Genomic DNA, 22,100 nt, shown 5'->3' with positions numbered 1-22,100 from the left:
CGATTGGGTCGTTTTTTAGGTTCTGACACCCTGATATGATGAAATAACGTTACTGAGGTTCGTTTAAGTTTGCCGTTCACATCGAATCTACCTCTTAAGACGCGTCAGATTCGTTAGCGCTTTGAGTGAGGAGGAAACTCACTTTTGGAGAGGCCCATTACTTTTCCATTAATAAATGTTCGACGTACTCAACGCAAGTTCGTTTATTTTAACTTCCGGGTTACTTACCACTTGTTGAAATATGGAAATAAAGTGTTTTTGAATCTGTTCAACGGTAGATAGGTCATACACATTGGCATTATACATCAATATGATCTTCATGTTCTCATGGGGCTTGACGATCAAAGTAAAATCAAAACTATTGTGTTCTGTACCCCCAACATTCATAATTTCAAGCGGTATTTCGCCTTTTTGACCCAAACTCTCCATTCGATGCTCTACCGGGAAGTTCTGATACACAACAACATGGTTAATTAGAGATTGTTTTTGCTTGGTCAGATTTTGAATATCATATAACGAATACGTATCATACGCATGTGAATCCACAGCTTGTGCCTGATTCCTTTTCATTAAAGATATAAATGACTCATCGGCCTGAGCCTGCATACGAACCGGAATCGCATTAATAAATAATCCAATCATGCTTTCGATCCCAGGAATAACAGGCGGTCTGCCCGATACAACACTTCCGAATACAACATCATTGCTTTCATTGTATTGCTGCAACAATACACCCCAAGCAGTCTGAACTAACGTATAGAGCGTTACATGCTGCTGTTCCGCAATCTGTTTCATTTGTTCGATTAGTACATCATCCAAATAACAGTTTAGCGTTCTGGAATCCTGTCTTTCATGTTTCGGTTTGATTTTTTCTCCAGGCAATTTCGTTTGCCCTTCATAACCTTCCAGGTAATGACTCCAATAGGTTATTGCACCTTGATGATCTTGCTGTTCCAGCCATTCAATGAATTGACTATACGGTGTTAATAGAGTCACTTGAGGCTTTCTATTTTCCCGAATCGCAAAATAATTTTCAAATATCTCTTTGCTTACCAGAGACATACACCAGCCGTCCATCAAAATATGGTGAAAACTCCATATGACGCGGTATTCCTCATGCTTTGTTCGTAAAACAGACATGCGTATTAGCGAATCTCGTTGTAAGTCAAATCCTCTTGCCTTGTCCTGCTCAATATACTCGTCAACATACGTTTTACGTTGCAGCTCACTTGTGCCAGCTACATCTTCATAGATAAATTCAAATTCCTTCTCTTGATACACAATTTGAAGAGGGATGTCCACGAAATCACTGTAAAAATTAGTTCTTAATATCGCATGCCTTTGCATTAATTGATCCAAACTTTGCGCAAAAGAGGCAACATCGAAATCACCACGCATATCAAACATGATTTGTACAAAGTAAGCGCCCGAAATTGGATTCCGTTCACTTTCGTACAACATTTCCTTCTGTAATGGTGTAAGTGGGTACACATTTTCGATTCGACCGATGTGCCCAGTTTGTTCCACGATTTGATCCAATTGATCAATGGTTAATGACTTGCATGAAATATCACTTGGCGTAAGCTCGGTTTGTTCCTTCGTTACACAATGTTCAACGACTCTATTAAGACCTTCCTTATAGAGACAAGCCAATTGCTCCATCGTTTCCCGGCGATATTGTTTTTGACTATAGTTAATGGACAGCGACAACCGACCCTCTGTAACAATGCCATTCATATTAAGTACAAAAGGTCTCTTGTTGTTTTCACTTACGGATGGTCCGCTGGAATAATGCGAGAATTTAATGCCATCTTGGCCCGAATCCTGATTCACCTGTCCCATATAGTTGAAACTAATTTCGGGATTTTTCTCTAACTTGAATCCTTCATTTCCATGTGACAAATACCTCGAAATCCCGTAACCAATGCCTTTAGTTGGGATCTGACGCAGTCTTTCCTTGACGGTCTTAATCCTCCTTGATAAGTCAGCCCCGGACTCCATCGTAATCATAACGGGGTACATGCTCGTAAACCATCCCACTGTACGCGTAATGTCCAGCTCTGGCAGGATGTCTTCTCTACCGTGCCCTTCCAGATTTACAAGAATTTCTCCCATGCCTGTCCAATCATGAACTGCCATTCCCAATGCCGTTAGCAATATATCATTAATTTCCGTATTGTACGCATGATGTGTCTGCTTTAATAATTGCTCCGTTTCCGCTGCTGTCCAATGAATGGTGATCGTTTCACTATCTTTGCCAATCGTCTCATCACAATCCATATCTTTTGGCAGCGGGCTTAGCTGGGCCTGCTCCACACGACTCCAGTATGGATTCTCTTGCTTCATCGCCGGGCTATCTGCAAACGTAGACAATTGTTCTGCCCATTGTTTAAACGAGGTCGTTTTTTGAGGAAGCTGGATTTCTTGGCCTCTCAAGAACTGATCATGTCCTGTCTGAATATCTTCATATAAAATACGCCATGAAACCCCGTCTACCAACAAATGATGGATGGCAATAAGCAGGTGATCCCCTACAGCACATTGGAACAACCCAAGTTTGATCAAAGGCCCGTGAGACAGATCCATACCGCTCTGAATTTCTTTTGCTTTATTTTCAATGAACGATGCAGGATCTGCTTCTGTTTTGAGATCAACGATTTCAAGGCTGTATAATCCATCTTCGTCTGCCCCTCGATTCCACGCTTCATATCCACCTTCAGGCGCTTGACGATAAAGGATGCGGAGAGCATCATGCTGTTTAACGATCTTATCCATGATGCTGTGAATAAAGCGGACATCAAACCCTTTTTCACGAAAGAACATCATTTCCTGATTGTAATGATGTGCGTCCACCATATTTTGATCAAAGAACCAGCGCTGAACAGGTGTCAGCATCACTTGTCCCCTAACTTCCCCTTGGTCAGAAATAGTACTCACAGATGTAACGTGTTCACTCAACTCTGCTACTGTTGGATAGGTGAAGAAATGCTTCATTTCCACTTTATACCCTGCTTGAAGCAGTCGTGAGGAAACTTGAATACATTTAATCGAATCGCCCCCGAGTTCAAAGAAATGATCTGATGTGCTAATCTTTTGAACACCAAGCACAGCTTCCCAGGCAGAGACGATCGCTTGTTCTACAGCGTTCTGCGGCGCCATATACTCGGTCCCTTTTTGCATATGTTCTTGTGGAGATGGCAATGCCTTTCGGTCAACCTTTCCATTGGAAGTTAACGGTATATGCTCTAATTGAACAAAATAAGACGGGATCATATAATCCGGAATTTCATGAGATAATGCCATTCTGATTTTCTTCGCTGTCAGTGAGCTGTGGCCTTTCCAATACGCACACAACTGCTTCGAACCATCCTCATGCTCACGGGCAATAACGACTGCTTCCTGAATGAAGTCTATTTGCAAAAGCGCAGTTTCCACTTCGCCAAGCTCAATTCGGTAACCGCGAATTTTCACTTGATGATCGATTCGTCCCAGATATTCAATATTTCCATCCGGCAACCATCTTGCGGCATCTCCTGTGCGATACATTTTCCCTTCTGTAATCCAGGGGTGATCAACAAATTTCTCTGCGGTTAAATCAGGCCGGTTCAGATAACCTCTGGCAAGGCCCTCACCTGCTACAACTAATTCTCCCTGAACACCGATCGGTTGAATGCGTTGATGTTTATCCAGAATATAGGTCTGCAACGTCGGGATTGGTTTTCCAATATTGCTCTTTCCAGCATGTATTTCAATGTCGGTTATTTCCTTATACGTTACATGAACCGTTGTTTCGGTTATCCCATACATATTAATTAACTGGATAAATGGATATTTCAGCTTCCAATCCTTCAATAACACGGGATTGAGGGCTTCTCCTCCAAAAATCACTTTTCTTAATTTCAGATCTGCTGCATGACCTCCCAGTTCTTCCTGAAGAAGATGATAGAAATACGTTGGCGTTTGATTCAATATCGTCACTTGCTCGTCTTTTAACAATTGTAGAAATTGTTCCGGACTTTTTGCCGTCATTTGAGGTACAATAACCAGTTTTCCGCCATAGAGCAATGCCCCATACATTTCCCATACCGAAAAATCAAAGCAAAAAGAATGGAATAAGGTCCATGTATCTGATGTATTAAAATCAAACAAATTTTTACTGTTGAACAACAATCGAACCACATTTTTATGTTCAATACATGTCCCTTTTGGTTTACCTGTCGTTCCTGAGGTATAAATTACATATGCCAAGCCTGTTGGTGCAGCAGTCACTCCCAAGTTGGAATGATCTTCATGATAGGACTCAGGTAGATCCAGGCAAACGACCTCTCCTGCAAAAGAGATGCGTTCTTTCAAATGACTTTGCACTAATAATACATGTACACCCGAATCCTCAAGCATGTAGTTTATACGATCCTCTGGATATTCAGGATCAATCGGCACGTATGCGCCACCGGCTTTCAAAATCGCAAGGATTCCTACAACCATGTCTAGCGAACGATCAGCGATGATCCCTATTAACTGATCATTTTGAATGCCTTTAGCCTTCAACGTTCTTGCCAATTGGTTGGCTTTCTCGTTCAGCGCTTGATAGGTCAAATGTTGAGCCTCAAATACAACCGCAACGTGTTCAGGAGTCCTTGCCGCCTGCTCCTCAAACAGTCCATGAATCGTCTTCTCCATTGGATATTCAGCCATAGAATCATTAAACTGTTCCAAAATTTGTGTTTTCTCCTGTGTTGTGGTCACGTCGATTTCATGGATCGGAATATTCGGATTGTTGACCACTTGCTTCAACATCTGAATCAAATGACCTTGAATACGTTCTACGCTTGCCCGATCATAGGTGTTAGCATTGTAATAGAACATGCATTTTATGGATTGGCCTGGTTTGATAATCAGGTTAAAGTCATAATTCGTTTGTTCATCTGCTTCTACATTCGTAATCCGAAGAGCTGTCTCCTCCTGATCCCCAAACTGTTCCATAATGCCCTGTACAGGATAATTCTCGAATATCAGGATATGATCAATCAAATTTTGCTTTTGCGATGTTTCCGCTTGAATCTCGTATAACGGATACGTGTCATGTGGATGCGAAGCCACAGCTTGTTCCTGATTCCGTTTCATAACCGCTGCAAATGTCTCGTTACCTTGAGTCTGAACGCGTACAGGAATGGTATTGATGAATAAACCAATGATTCGCTCAACTCCGACAATCGCCGCAGGTCTGCCCGACACCACGCTTCCGAATACAACATCCTCACTGCCGTTATATATCTGTAGCAACATTCCCCAAGCTGTCTGCATGAACGTATTCAGCGTCACCTGATTCTGACTGGCCACTTGTGCGATTTGTCCGGTTAATTCCTGACTAAGTGCACAAATTATATGCTCTGAATGATATTCATCACTCTTCGTAATTGAATGTTCTTTTGGCAAAGTGGTCTGCTCATCATAACCTTGCAAATAGTCACTCCAGTATTTCAGGGACTCTTCATGATCTTGGTTGTCCAGCCATTCAATATAGTGTTTGTATGGAATCGTACCCTTTGCCTCCAGTTTTCGTTGTTCCTGAATAGCAAAGTATCCATCAAACAACTCCTGGATTACAAGAGACAGGCACCAGCCATCCATCAAAATATGATGATAATTCCAAATGAAACGATAGGTTTGGTCATGCGTTTGCAAGATCGAAATACGCATTAACACATCCTGAGACAGGTCGAAACCTTTCATTTTATCTGCTCTTGTATATTCTGCCACGTATGCTTCACGATCTTTTTCGTTCATCTCACGCAAATCTTCGTATATTAGCCCATTCCGTTTATGACGGTATACCACTTGCAGAGGTCCATTCTTCCATTTGCTATGAAAATTTGTTCTGAGAATCGAATTTCGCTGCATCAACTGATCCAGACTCTTCGTAAAAGCTTCCACGTCTAACGGACCATGAAGATCCAGCGTGGTTTGAAGGAAATACGCTTCCGATTTTGAATGAAGCAAATGATGAAAGAACATCCCATTTTGCATCGGTGACAAAGCATATATATCTTCGATTTCACCAATGTGTTCCGATTCTTGAACAAATCCTTCTAATTCTTCAATCGTAATTCCTTTTAACGTTAGATCACTTGGTGTACATTCCGGCTTCTCTTTTGTCACACAATGCATCACTATTTCTTGCAGATGATCTCTAAAATATGTTACCACTCGCTCCATCGTTTCTTTTTGATATTGGGTGCGACTATACCGAAGTGACAACGTCAATTTGCCTTCCACAATTAAGGCATTCATATCGATAAGAACATTTCTTCTGTGATTGTCGCTTGCTGTTGCTCCGCCTGGATAGGGAGAGATCTGCATCCCACTATTCTGAAGATCCTGATCAAATTGTCCCAAATAGTTAAAACTAATTTCAGGATTCGAGGTAAAGGGCGTTTCTTGCTGATGTGCACTTAAATATCGTAAAATACCATAACCAATCCCTTTTTTAGGGATTTGACGAATCATTTCTTTGTTTGTTTTGATGAAAAGAGACATATTTAAACTTGTTTCCATATCAAGTACAACCGGATACTGGCTTGTAAACCATCCGATCGTTCGTGTAATATCGAGATCCGGTAAAATTTGTTCTCTTCCATGTCCCTCCAGATTGACCAGCACTTTATCCATGCCTGTCCATTGGTGAATAGACATGCCTAGTGCATTGAGCAGCAAATCGCTAATCTCCGTTTTATAAGCACGATTCGCTTGTTTTAATAATTGCTCCGTTTCTGCCGCTGACCATTCCATCGTGATTTCTTCGCTGTCTTTTTCCAGTGCATGATCCGCTTTAAAATCTGTAGGTAACGGCTTATAGGTTGCTTTTTCAATCTCATTCCAATATGCAATCTCTTGCGTTATCGCATCACTGTTCGCATACAACTGGAGCTGTTCTGCCCATAATTGAAAGGAAGCCGTTTTTTGCGGTAGTTGAATGGGTTCGCCATCACTTAATTGTTCATAACCCCTCGATAGGTCTTCGATCAAAATTCGCCATGAAACTCCGTCGATGACTAGATGATGAATAACGATTAGTAAATGATCTCCGTCTGCACATTGAAATACGCCCAGCTTCATCAAGGGTCCACGTTCCACGTTAAACGTGCTTTGCATTTCATTTGCTTTCTTCTCGATTTCTTGAGACGGATCTGCTAATGACTTAAAGTCCATCACTTCAAGTGTATATAAGGATTCCTTTTCCTGCCCTTCATTCCACGCTTCATACCCCCGCTCCGTATGGCGATATACCATACGAAGTGCATCATGATGCTCACTCAGTTTATCGAATACATGGCGAAGTGTGGCTTCATGAAAACCTTCTTTCCGATACAACATCACGGACTGATTATAATGATGGGCGTCCACCTTGTATTGCTCAAAAAACCAATGTTGAATTGGAGTCAGCATCACTTTTCCAGTGATGATTCCCTGTTCTGACAGGGTACTTATGGGTTGAACATAGGGAATCAATCTTGCTATGGTTGGATTTTTAAACAGATGATCCATCTGCACCTGGTAACCTGCTTGATATAACCTCGAAGAAACTTGAATGGATTTAATCGAATCTCCTCCAAGCTCGAAGAAATTATCCAAAATCCCAATGTTCTCTACCCCAAGTACCTCTTCCCAGATCGATACAAGTTGTTGTTCCACCATCGTTCGGGGTGCTTCGTACTCCATGCCCTTCAACATATGTTCTTTGGGAGCAGGCAAAGCTTTGCGATCGATTTTCCCGTTAGACGTGAGCGGCATCTGATCCAGCTGTACAAAATAGGTCGGAATCATGTAGTTTGGCAGCTGCTGGGACAGCGCCCCCCGCAGTTCCCCGATCGTGATTGCATCCTCTCCTACCAGGTACGCACATAATTGTTTCGTTCCCGTTTCATCTTCTCTGGCTATGACGATGGCCTCTTTTATCTGGGTACTATTTAGAAGAGACGTCTCCACTTCACCAAGTTCAATCCGGTGTCCACGAATTTTCTCTTGATGATCTACCCTTCCTATATACTCTAAGTTCCCATCGGGCAGCCATCTTGCGAAGTCACCTGTCTTGTACATTTTTGCTCCCGAAACAAATGGATCATCTACGAATTTCTCCGCCGTCAGATCTGGACGGTTCAAATAACCTTTGGAGAGCCCTGCTCCTCCTACACATAATTCTCCCTGAACTCCAATAGGCTGCAATTCATTCCGTTCTCCTAAAATATAGACTCTATTGTTCGCTATAGGCTTCCCGATTGAGATATTTTGATCTGCCGACTTGATCGACAGAACTGTGGATACAACACTATTTTCAGTTGGACCGTATTCATTACACACTTCGATGCGTGGATTGATGCGCTGTAATTTGTGTATTAAGGCAGGAACAATCTTCTCTCCCGCAGCCACCACATTTTTCATGGATCTCCAATCTTCCGCGCTTACTTGTTCCAACAGTGTCATCAAGAAACTGGGTGGACTTTGAATGTGCGTGATCTCCTGTTTTTTGATCATCGTATTGATGGCTACAGCATCTTTACACTGTTGCTGGTTTAACAAGTACACTGTCGAGCCAGATATCATCGGACCAAAGAAATGAGTAATAAATGAATCAAAAACGAAAGGATTCAGCATTAATACCCGATCATCTCCGGTAAAATGATAAAAATCCGATTTCCATTGCAGGGAATTCACAATGCTGGCATGTTCAATCATTACGCCTTTGGGATAACCTGTTGTTCCAGACGTGTAGATCATGTATGCCAAATCACTGGAGATCGCTCCATCTACCAAATTTAAATGATGATCATGGTGATTTATTTCAGAATCCAGAATGACACATGTCCCTGCATAATGTTCCGGCTTCTGTATATGACCTTGATGCAGCAACCAAGCAACTTTTGAATCCTCAAGGATATAGTGAATACGATCTGGCGGATATTCCGGATCGATTGGGACATATGCCCCGCCAGCTTTTAGAATACCGAATAAACCTATGATCATCTCAAGTGAGCGCTCTGCCATAATGCCAACGAACTGACCCGCCTGCACCCCCTTAGCTTGAAGCAATCGGGCCAATTGGTTGGATTTTTGATTTAACTCTCTGTACGTTAACTGTCTATTCTCAAATACGACTGCCGGATGGTCCGGTGTTCGTTCCACCTGTTCTTCAAATAATTGATGCATCGTCTTGTTCTGTGGATACCCCACCCTTGTATCGTTAAAGTCAAATAACAGCTTGTTTCGATGAAACTCCGATAACATATCGACATGACTTAACTCCAGATCAGGTTGGTACAGCACAACGGATAACAATTGGTCAAGATGTTCTACAACTTGAACCATATACTCTCGATCATAACGATCATCATCATAAACTAATCTTAACTGAATGGAGTCGTTCTCCAGATCAAAGTGGAACATTGTCGCCGCTTTTACGTTATTTTCATCAAGGGCAGGATGAATTTCATTCAACGAAACCAAGGTATGAATTAGAGGTACATGGTTCGAATCATACTGAACATTTAAACGTTCAACCATTTTTCTGAAAGGGATTCGTTGATGCTGAATGGCTTCGGTTAAACTGGTCTTCACTTGATTAAATAAGGATTTGAATGACATCACATGATTGATATTATTTTTTAAGACAAGAACCTTATTCGAGAGCGATAGATCATTGTTCTTTTCTTCCATCGTTGGTATGCCAATAATCATCTTGGTTTCATTCGAGTATTTATATAACAGACACTGAACTCCCGTTAATAAGATCGTATATATCGCCATAGGAGCATTGCGCGACATGGACTTGATTTTATATGAGACATCGGCTGATAAAGACTTATATATATCATTCTGGTGCTGCGTATCGTCTGGGTGTTTGGAGGTTGTCTTGCAATAAGGCAAATGAACAAGATGATCATCATCTTCAAATCGGCTTGCCCAATACGATTCCTGTTTCTTAAAAATAGACATACGGCACCCCGATCACATTTATATTTTTAGTTATTTTAGAAATCTACTTCAATTAGATCAGCCAGCGTATCCCCATCTATTAATTCTTCAACCAATTGAATCTTGTTGATCTCAATATGAGGGTCGTTGGCAATGGTTGTTAATATGACCAACAGATTTTGTGACATCGCTTCAATCGTTGTTTTCTCAAATAAAATCGTACTGTATTCAAAGGCCACTTCTAACTTGTGTTGCAATTCGGTAACATATAGCGTTAAATCGAATTTGGATACTCTCGTATTTGGAGCATAAGGCTTACAGGTTACTCCATCCATCTGAATCTCTGAAGCATCTGTATTCTGCAATACAAACATGGTGTCAAACAACGGATTCCTCCGAGCATCTTTGGTTACATTTACTTTCTCAATCAATTCTTCAAACGGATAATCCTGATTCTCATATGCGTTCAACATATTTTCTTTGACTTCCATCAGATACTCCGTAAAAGTTTTATCTCCTGCAGGATAATTTCGAATAGCCAATGTGTTCACGAACATCCCCATGACCGGCTCCAGCTCAGCATGTGTCCTGCCTGCAATCGGCGTGCCCACGATGATATCTTCTTGTCCGCTGTATTTAGACAACAGAATGGTATAGGCGGCTAATAGAATCATGTATAGCGTTGTTCCTGTCAAAGCTTCCATTTTTCTCAAGCCTGGAAGGAGGTCTTCCTGCACAACAATGTCCAATACATCTCCCGCATACCTTAGCGTTTCAGGTCTTTCGTAGTCTGTTGGCAGATCCAATAGTGGGATACTTTCACCAAACACAGTAAGCCAATACTTCTCCTGCTTTTTCATCCACTCACTATGAAGCTGTATTTGCTGCCATTCAGCATAGTCCTTATATTGAATTCGAAGAGGAGATAACTCCTCTCCCTTATAGAACTGGCTAAGTTCAGTCATTAGAAGCTGTACAGATAGTCCGTCTGCAATGATATGGTGGAGATCTACCAGCAAAACATGACGCTCCTGCTGAAGTTCAATAAGTCCCACCCTCATAAGAGGTGCTTGCCCGAGATCAAATGTGCGAACAAACTGTTCAATTCGATCTTCGATCTCTACTTCGGTTGACTCGATCAATTCAATTCCAAAGTTCACTTTAGGGTATACGATCTGTTTCGGTTCTCCGTGTATGACTTTGAATCCAGTCCGAAGCGATTCATGACGATGAATCAATTGATGGAATGCTTCTTCCAATCTGATCCGATCAAGCGATCCTTCCAACATAAACATACCTGACATGTTGTACATGAGTTCCTTGCCGGCTTTGATGCTCATAATGTACATTCTCATTTGCGCCGAAGAAATAGGATAATATTCTTTTTCCTCTACCTGAGGAATGGACACTAATTCATCCTGTTCCATTTGTTCAATAGATTGAGCCATCTGTTCGATGGTCTGCCATTCAAAGACGTTTCTTACCGATATGCGGATATTCAGCTTTTGATTGATTTTGGCGGCCAGCTTGGTCGCACGTAAAGAGTTGCCTCCTACATCAAAAAAAAGATCTTTTACACTGATTTTTTTCACCGCAAGCACATCCTGCCAAATAGGCAGCAACTGTTTTTCCACCCCCGTTTGGGGTTCTATATATTCACTTCCCGTTTGTATGTTTTCTTCTGGACTCGGAAGCGATTTGCGATCGATTTTCCCGTTCGATGTCAAAGGCATGTGATCCAATTGTATAAAGTAGGCTGGAACCATGTAATTCGGCAACACCTTAGAGAGGATTTGTTTTAACTCTCCCACCGTCAGCGTGGAATCCGCTGTAAAGTATGCACATAACGATTTGTCCCCGTGATCATCCTCATGTGCCATAACGATAACTTCTTTCACACACTCTATTTTTAACAGTGCTGCTTCGACTTCCCCTACTTCGATCCGGTATCCGCGAATTTTAATCTGGTGATCCATTCTTCCCAAATACTCGATATGGCCATCGGGAAGCCATTTCACCAAATCTCCCGTTTTGTACATTGTCGCTCCCTGGACATACGGATCACGTACAAATTTTTCTGCTGTCAGCTCAGGTAAATTCAAGTATCCTCTACCAACCCCATCGCCAGAGATACATAATTCCCCTACGACGCCTACAGGCTGAACTTTGCCATGTTTGTTCAATACATACAGACGATTATTTCCTAATGTTCGACCAATCGGTAGGTGAGCTCGTTGATTCGCTGTATCCAGGTATTCTGGAAGTACACGGTATGTCGCAACATCCACACAACATTCTGTTGGACCGTACACATTAATTATGGTTGGAGGCGTTATATGATTGAGAGCAAATAATGATGTGATTTCATTTACACTTTGCTGAGAAAGAGCTTCACCGCCAATGAGCATATATTTTAGCGATATGCCTTGAACGTTTTTTGCCTTCGAAAGTAATTTCAGGTGTGCAGGTGTTCCGTCCGTCAAATCAATTTGGTGGTGCTGATAATAATTCATCAAATCTTGTCCATCCAGTACCGTGTCCTTGTCTACAATAAACAAGGCATGTCCTGACAGCAGTGCGCCAAAAATCTGCTTCACAGATGCATCGAAATAGTAAGGCGCAAGTAAAGCGACATGCAAACCGCTATGCTGATCATCTATAACTTGACTGTACAACGCTTTAACCAAATGATGAACCTGACGATGTTCGATCATCACACCTTTTGGCATGCCTGTTGTGCCTGAAGTATAGATCACATAAGCCAACTGCTCTGAATTCCCTGCCGGTTCCAGATTCGACAGATTAGCTGCATAGGTTTCTTCATCGTCCAAATCAATCATTTTTCCATTAAACGATACCAACTGCTTCAAATGCTTTTGCGTAACTAACAACGTTGCCCCGGAATCATGCAGGATATAGCGGATACGCTCTTCAGGAGAATCCGGATCAATCGGTACATACGCCCCGCCTGCTTTTAGAATGCCAAAGATGCCAACGATCATATCAATCGAACGATCTGTCAGAATACCTACAAATTGATCCTGCTGCACTCCCTCAGCTCTAAGCGTATATGCCAACTGATTCGCCCGTTCATTCAATTGATGATACGTCCATTGCTCATCTCCAAAAGCGACGGCTAATTGATCGGGTGTCCGTTCCACCTGTGCTTCGAATAATTCCTGGATGGCCTGATCCCGGGAATATTCTATGTTGGCATCATTAAAGTCATATAAAAGAACGTTCTGCTCATGTTCAGACAGCATTTGAATATCGGATAAGGCAATATCAGGTTCGATCACAATCTCTCTGAGGATGTTAAACAGATGTGTTTTCATTCTGTCGATGGTATCCCTTTCAAACAGCTCCGTCTTGTAATTAAAGTGCATTTCCAGACACTCGTTATCATCCTCAACGATGAACATCAGATCATACAACGATACACCGACATTTAATTCTCTAACTTTAAAGCTGCAATCCTGTTCTTGCCGTTGATTCAACGCGGTATTTAAGAAGATATACATCGTATTAAAAAGTGCTGTCCCAGTGGTATCACGATGTGTGTTTAATTTCTCTACAAGATTGTCAAAAAGATAGTCCTGGTTATCCAATGCATCCAGGGATTGTTTTTTTATTTCCTCGAGATAGGATCGAAATGACTTATTCCCCACTGGCTGTGATCGAATCGCTACCGTCTGGATAAAGACACCTATCATATTCTCGACATCCCGATGGTTTCTTCCTGATGTTGGTGTACCTACAATCAAGTCTTCTTGATCCGTATATTGATGAAGCAGCACATTATACGCTGCCAATAACACCATAAACATCGTAGTTCCCGTTTGTTTCGCAAGCTTCTCCAGCGACTGCTTCAAGTGTGCGTCCAACACAAATGACAATCTTGAACCTGCCGAAGTCAAAAGAGGTGTCCGAACAAAATCAGTAGGCAGATTAAGGTTCGGGAGTTCTCCTTTGAATTGATCCAGCCAATATTTTTCTTGCTGCTTATAAGACTCCCCCGCCAGAAATTCTTTCTGCCAAGCTGCAAAGTCTTTGTATTCAATCTCAATTTCCGGCATGTTTCTTCCGTCATACACATCGATCAGTTCATTCGCAAGAATGCCAACGGAATATCCGTCCGATATAATATGATGCATCTCGATGAGAATCTCTGCATGATCATCGTTTATACGAATGAATTCGGCACGTATTAATGGCGCTTTGGAGCAATCAAATGGTTTTGCAAACGCCTTAACATGTTGTTCGAATGAAGCAGAGCTTTCCTGAGATTGTTTTACTTCAAAATCAATCGTTGGAGCAATACGCTGGTAAAGCTCTCCATCCATCAGATGGAAACTGGTGCGAAAAGCTTCGTGACGGTGCACGATTTGTTCCAATGACGAAATTAGTTTAGCTTCATCGATATTTCCTGTGACCGTGATATGGCCGCACATGTTCTGAAACACACTATTAGGCTCAAATTGATCCAGAAAGTAGATTCGCTGTTGTGCAGCTGACGTCTCATAGAACTCCTTCACGTCCAATGCCTTGATTGGAATGAATGTTTCCTCGCTCTCGCCTGTAATCAGACTGGCAAGCTCTTTCAGACGTTGGTTTTGGAAGAATTGAACGATTGAAATTTTATGTTGAAACTGCTCATGTACCTTGGATAGCATTACAGTCGCCTTGAGCGAGTTTCCTCCGAGATCAAAAAAGTGATCATGTCTCCCCACTTGATCGAGGGATAATACGTCTACCCAGATCAAAGCCAGCTTTTTCTCCACTACATTGACTGGAGGCTCGAATATGGCTGCATGATTAACGTGAGGAAGACGCTCCGTAACAAATCGATTGTACATCTCTTGTAATTGATCCTGTTGCTCGGATGAGAACAACGTCAAAGACGAAATTTCAGCCTCTGGATGACTCACCATATTTTGCAGTAAACCCTTAAATCCTTCGGACCACAATTTCATCATCTCAGGTCCAATGAGATCGGTATTGTAATCAAAATCCAGATACAATTCATGGCTAACATCCGTAATATTAAGAAATAAATCGTAAGAAATATGTTTGATCGGATACGACATGAATTCAGTCTTGATATTTTCAAATTGAAGATGATGAATCGTTCTGTCCATATTGAATAAAATCCGGGTATCCGGTGCAGTCATATGAGCAAGCTGTTCGGATACGAGAGTCAGTGGGACATGCTGATGCTTCATGACAAGAGCCAGCGTTTCCTTGAGTTGAAGAACATGCTCTACGACGGACTGCTTCGTTAACAAGGCATGATGAACAGGTACAATGTTGACACAGTTGCCAATCAGCGCATTTTTTCCCATATGAGACTGACCCGCTGTAGGCACGCCGATGACAAGGTGAGACTGCCCTGTTAGTTGATGCAAATATAAATGAAACGCTGCAAACATCGTTACAAACAAACTGCTCTTATTATTTATACTTAACGTTCGCAAAGACTCTGTTAATTGATGATCCAACTTGATGGAATACCTTTCACCAGAATATCCCCTGGGCACATCATCGGACTGTACCGTTGGAAGTGAAATGTTGGGATAGGATAAGGAAAATTGTTCTTTCCAGAACTGGACTCCTTCGGTAAATGAGCCTTTTTCATGTTCAAGGCGTTGCCATCTTAAATACTCACGGAATGGAGTGGCTTCAGGTAATTGAATCGGAACTCCTCGGACCAGAGCAGAATAGGTATGTTCCAACTCTTGAATGAATACAGCAATCGACCAGCCATCTACAATAATATGATGAAATGTCAGCACCATAAGGTGTTGATCGGCTGCCTTTTTAAGCAAGGTGATTCTAAATAGAGGTTCCCCAGACTGTAAATCGAAGGCTTCATTTGCATCGGCAGATAACCAATTGGAAATTTCCCGTTCTTGATCCTCACCTGCATATGCCGAGAAATCCAACCATGTACATTGAAATTCCATTACGGATCTGATTTGTTGTGTTTCACGATCGGCATGAATGACTGTTCTCAGGGCTTCATGACGCTGTGCGATCTGATTCACGGCCTGATCCAGTGTGGAAGGCTTTATTCCACCTGTCATTTTTAAAATAACACTCTGATTTAATGCAGCATTCGCATCTTCCCCATGTAATGAAGTTAACAATAATTGTTTTTGCTCTAAAGAGAGCGGATATTCCGAAACAGGCGATTCACCAGGGATAAACCCCCACTCGCGTAGTTCATGGATCGTCTCTTTCACGATTCTGATTATCGTATCCATGTCACCCATGGAATGAACAGTCGATATAAAACAGTTACGGCCTTCCCAAATATATAAACCTTTATAAATTAAATGGTAGAAGAATAATTCCATATCTCCAAATGATATAAATCGAAATAAAGATCCATAGTTCACCATTTGCATCGGTACATTCGCTGTTTTGAAAATCGCATTTAATTCTTTAACAAGATAATCTGTTTTTTCATTTAATTCCTTATATAAAGTTCCTGCTTCGGATTGAAGATACTGCAGTACCGTTAACGTCACTCTCATCGTAAGAGGGTGTGTACAGAAGGTTCCACCGACAAACGTTTTCTTATCTGCATCGGAAGGGTAAGAATCATCACCAAAGTTCCAGGTTCCACCATCTACCGGATTCATAAATTCAGCTTTACCCGCGACTATGCCAATAGGCAGCCCGCCACCGACCACTTTCCCATACGTAACCAAATCGGCTTGAACCCCAAACCAATCCTGTGCTCCACCCAGACCGATTCTGAATCCAGTGATGACCTCATCGAAAATAAGTGCAATCCCAAATTGATTTGTTATTTCTCTAAGTTCCCGTAAGAATTGTGTTGGCTGCATATCAGGTCTTCGACTTTGCACCGGCTCTACAAGCACAGCAGCCAATTCATCACCCAGGTTCTGAATCATATCCAGGGATTGTGGATGGTTATAATTAAGAATAATCAAATCTTCCATAGCGCTATTTACAATACCAGGAGCCATAGGCAGCGCAGACGATAAAGCATCCCCAGGATTCGCTATACCCAACACGCCGTCATGTGTACCGTGATAAGATCCTGAAAATAATACAACTTTGGAACGCCCCGTTGCTGCCCTCGCTAAACGAAGTGCAACCATGACAGCTTCTGTTCCTGAATTATAAAATGCGACACGCTCTACACCCGTTAGCTCGGAAATTTTAGCTGCGACATCTCCTGCCAAGTCTGACATAGGGCCCAATGGAGGCAACTGTTCCTGGAGGCTGTCTGCTATTACATTTTGAATAAATGCTGGATTATGGCCAAATAGATTCACACCAAATCCCATCGTCAGATCCAAATACTCGTTCCCGTCCATATCCCATATCTTAGATCCCTCTGCACGAGTTGAAATGATAGGATACACCATTTCCTTCCAATACGAACGGAATCCGGACACATTGCGATTATTCGCATGGGCATAACGAGTTTGGCTCGTTTTATATTTGGAGCTTTTTGTCTTTGTGGTATACTTGGCTATAAATTGTTCAACATACTGGTTCTGAAGCGCTGAGAATCCACTCTCTTCATGAATTTTCAACGATTGATACGGTATAAAAGGTTTGGCTTCCTTCGATTCCGAATTGGGTTGGATCTCTTTGGTTGGTTTGGTTTCATGCTGTTTCATCTCCAAAAGAGGCGATTGAACAGCAGTCATTTGCTCGCCTAACAGCACATTCAAACTTTTTAATTGGGATTCCATGAGCTGAATGGCAGACATCACAATTTGTTCCGACACATTCCCTGATGATTTTGCCGTGTTTATATTGTTTACAGATGCCAGATTTCGTTGTTCAGTATGCTCCTGAACTGTTTGATTGTTTATATTTTCAGATACATCATTATGCATTATATTCTCTGACACATATTTAACTAAGGAATTAATATTTGTAAGGGTTTCAAAAAACATTTCCATCGGGATATTCAAACGGAACAGCTCTGAGATCTCCTTCTGAATTTGCACAAGAATGATGGAATCCAATCCCATTTGGAGAAAATGAGCTTGATGATCCAGCTCTTCCAACTTCAAACCAGATGCACGACTGATGCTTGTTTTAATCTTTAATTCAATATCGTTTGTATTCATCTCCATTTGAACCTCATTCCTCTCTGACCTATGTCCCGCTGGTATCGTATGTTTGACTTCAATCCAACACCGCTTCTGCTCAAATGGATATAGAGGCAATGGAATTTTCCGAATGACTTCATGATTATAAAACCTTTCCCAATCAATCACTGCCCCCAGTGTAAATAACTGACCGAGTTCATTTAAAGATTCTGCCTTTCCCCCAGCATAGAGATGATCGCTAACAAGCGTTTTGTCTTTTTTGGCATAACCAAAATAAACATTTGGCATTTTACCCTCTCCGCTTGCAATTCGTTTCAATTTTTCATGTAATTCTTGTGTACTCGTGACTACGATGGCAAGCCGATAATCCAGATTAGCCCTTCCCATACTGGCTGTATAACAGATTTGTTGTATGGAAACATCCGTGTGATCAGTTAGATATTCATGATACGTTCCGACCAATTCATCCAGCGCCCGTTCCGTGGCAGCAGACAGAACAAATAAATTAGGCTCTTGGGACATTCTTTTATCTACGGTTGGGGAAGGAACATATTCTTCGAGAACCACATGCGCATTGGTACCACTGAAACCAAAAGAACTAACCCCGCTTCTTAATGGACCCTCTACTTCACCAAAAGCCATTAATTCCTGATTCACATAAAAAGGTGAAGCTTCAAACTTAAGCAGAGGATTAGGCTTGTCAAAGTGAACCAATGGTGGAATCTTTCTATGTTGAAACATAAGAATAGATTTAATTAATCCAGCGATCCCCGCCGCTTCAAAGCCATGTCCAATGTTAGCTTTGGCAGATCCGATTGCACAAAATTGTTTCCGATCCGTATATTTCTCAAAAGCTTTACGCAAAGCATTGAACTCAACCGGATCACCTAATTTTGTCCCTGTTCCATGTGCTTCAATAAAGTTAAGCGTATCAGGAGAAATACCGGCTTCCTTCCAAGCCTGTTCGATCACATTGGTTTGTGACTCCGGGTTAGGTGCTGTGATTCCTACCGTCTTGCCATCCTGATTAATCGCACTTCCCTTAATCACACCATAGATATGATCCCCGTCCTTAATCGCTTGCTGCATTGGCTTCAACATGACCGACCCAACACCTTCGCCAAATCCCGTGCCGTTGGCATCTTCGCTAAACGTTCTCGTCAATGCATCTGGAGATTCCATATCCAGTCCGATACTTATCGGTAATAATGCCGTTCGAATGCCTCCTGCGATTGCCATTTCACAGTCTCCAGCGAGCAATCCTTTACATGCCATGTGAACAGCAACAAGTGAGGAGGAACAAGCGGTATCAATCGTTAAGGCCGGGCCTTTTAAATTCAAGAAATATGCAATTCTGCTCGCCAGTACAGATGGTAAATTTCCAATGATATAATTTTTGAGTTCTGTAGGGTAACTCGCCGTCACGAGCCGTTCGTAATCATACCCAACTTTGGAATATCCCACGTATACGCCTACATTTCTTCCATTTATTCCTTCCCCTGCATACCCGGCATCTTCAATCGTATGCCATGCCGTTTGCAAGAACATCCTTTGATTCGGGTCCATAAATTGTGCAGTTTTTGGGGTTATGCCAAAGAAAGAATAGTCGAATTGATCAATTTGATCCAAGTAACCACCCTTGATCCATTGAACTTCGCTCATTTCGGTTCGCATGGATTGTATATAATCCGCTGCGTCTTTTATCCGACTTTCCGGGTAGTCCCGAATGTTATGCGTTCCATTTTCCAAAACACGCCAAAAATCGCTTGCATTTGATGCACCAGGGAGATTCAAAGACATACCGATAATAGCAATATCTTTGGATGGCGTATGATCCTCTTGAGTTTTGTTGACTTGCATGGTCTCACTGTATCCTCTAGCCAGATATGCTGCCAATTCAGTTATCGAGGGATAGGTAAAGAGGTCCGTAACAGCAAGCTCTTCTCCGTATTTTTGTTCTATACGTTCAGCGATTTGGGCCAGCTGTAATGAAGTTGCACCCATATCAAAATAGCTATCCTCAAGTTCTACCTTCTTCCCAACCAGCACTTCAGAAAATAGTGAAGTTAATTCACGTTCTATGACTCGAACCGAAACAGCAGCCTTTTCTTTTGCCTTGTCATTGTCATTCTTGATCCAGTCATGGATGAATGCAGATTCTGTTGAGAATTTGCCTGCTTCATACTGCTTGGCTAACTGATACCGCTGGATTTTCCCACTTGTTGTTTTGGGTAATTTTTTGATGGGCAGTACCTCTTTGACACTCCATCCCCCATGTTTGTATAGATGTCTTTTGATTTCTTTAACATGCGGCAAGAAGTGTTCAATCTTTTTTTTGTACACGACAAACACAATAATTTCTTCACTTTGACTATTCGTATCATACACACCACAAGCAGCAACTCTTCCGAGTTCAATATCATCTAATTGTATGGCGACACGTTCAATGTCATGGGGATATACATTTTTACCATTGATAAAGATAATGTCTTTTTCCCGCCCTGTTACAACCAGTTTTCCGTTCATGATAAAACCCAGATCTCCTGTATTCACCCACCCGTCGTGCGTTAATAACTTCTCCGTTGCAAGTGAATTATTATAATAACCTTGGGTGACGTTATCCCCCTTGATTTGAATTTTTCCAATAACCAAATCGGGAACACTGTTCATTTCCTCATCGCAAATTCTAACATGGCAATAATCAATTGCTTCGCCAACGGCAACAAATGATGCTACATGTTCAGCATGTTTCTCGACTTCAATGACACGCTCCCCCAAGTTCAGATGATCCCGGTGAACGTACACCGCAGTAAATTCTTCATCTACCTTGGGAAAGGAGACAGCAACAGAGGCCTCTGCTAATCCATATACGGTAAACATGGCTGTTTTCTTTAAGTGATATGCTGACAATACATTTAGGAATTCATCACACACTTCGGGTAATATAGGTTCCGCCCCATTATAAATGACTCTGACAGATGACAGATCCCATCCCTCCGCTTTGTCTTCGCGAAAGAAATTCAGGAAGTATTTATAACCAAAGTTAGGAGAAGACAGTATGGTTGCTTTGTGTTCATTTACTTTTTTCATCCATAGAATCGGTTTGCGAATAAATAATTCCGTTGGGAGCAAGTACTGATGAATTCCTGCCACGAGGGGTACGAGATGAAATCCAATCAAACCCATATCATGGGTAAGGGGCATCCAGGAGAGAAAACTATCGTTTGAGCTAATTTGTGTGCCATTAATAGCAGCACAAGTATTATAAATCAGGTTTCGATGGGTGAGCATTACGCCTTTGGGATCACCGGTTGATCCAGAAGAGAATTGAATAAATGCCAAGTCATCAGACTGAGGTTCAACTAAATTATTATTAGATTCATAATGATATATGGTGTCTTGGATCATATCCGTTCTGACTTCTAATTGATGATGGAAATCAAGCATGTCATGTTCCAAAACAAATCTCTTCATTTTATCCAGCACATTCTCAGATACAATCATGAAAGGGTTATTTAGCAAATTCCAAATACGGCATACTTTCAAGTTTTGTTCTTCATCTTCACCAATACTTACAGGGATAGGGATCATTCCACCGAGTATACAAGCCCAGAATGCGACTAAAAACCGTTTGTTTTCTTGAATCTGAAAAATAATCTCTTGTTTAGGTTTAATTCCGATGGCTTGTAGATAACCTAAATACCCTTGTGCCTCAGTAAATAATTGATGATAAGATATAAAAGTTTCACGTTTGTCCGCATCGATAAAACGAATACCGCGGTCCGTTATTTTACCTCTGTCGCGGATAACATCCACTAGTGTTTGAAACTGATTAGTATACATATCTCTCCTCCAAATGAATCATCTCTAACATGCTTATCTAATTATTTACACATATTTTCAAGCAAAATTTTACCATAGAAATATATGTAAAATCAATCAATTTATTGTTACTATATGGTAAAAAATAGAGATTGATTCGTGAGTTATTGACATATTTATTACAAAACATCTGAAGCTTCAACAAGTTCA

Annotated in this window: 2 protein-coding genes; both read right to left on the bottom strand. The window is 41.5% G+C overall.

All coding sequences use genetic code 11. From position 1 onward, the window contains the following. Positions 1-168: 168 nt before the first annotated feature. On the bottom strand, positions 169-9,990 hold the full coding sequence (locus MHI14_RS12560) for an amino acid adenylation domain-containing protein (RefSeq protein WP_341130402.1): 9,822 nt from the start codon (positions 9,988-9,990) through the stop codon (positions 169-171). A 35-nt stretch (positions 9,991-10,025) separates the two neighbouring features. Further along, entirely contained in the window at positions 10,026-21,911 is an 11,886-nt protein-coding gene (locus MHI14_RS12555; protein WP_341130401.1) for an amino acid adenylation domain-containing protein, read from the bottom strand. Positions 21,912-22,100: the final 189 nt, after the last annotated feature.

The organism is Paenibacillus sp. FSL K6-2393, from assembly GCF_038002545.1.
In the GTDB taxonomy this organism is placed as follows: domain Bacteria; phylum Bacillota; class Bacilli; order Paenibacillales; family Paenibacillaceae; genus Paenibacillus.
The sequence above is the reverse complement of the archived record's forward strand: the minus strand, read 5'-3'. Positions and strand labels throughout refer to the sequence as shown.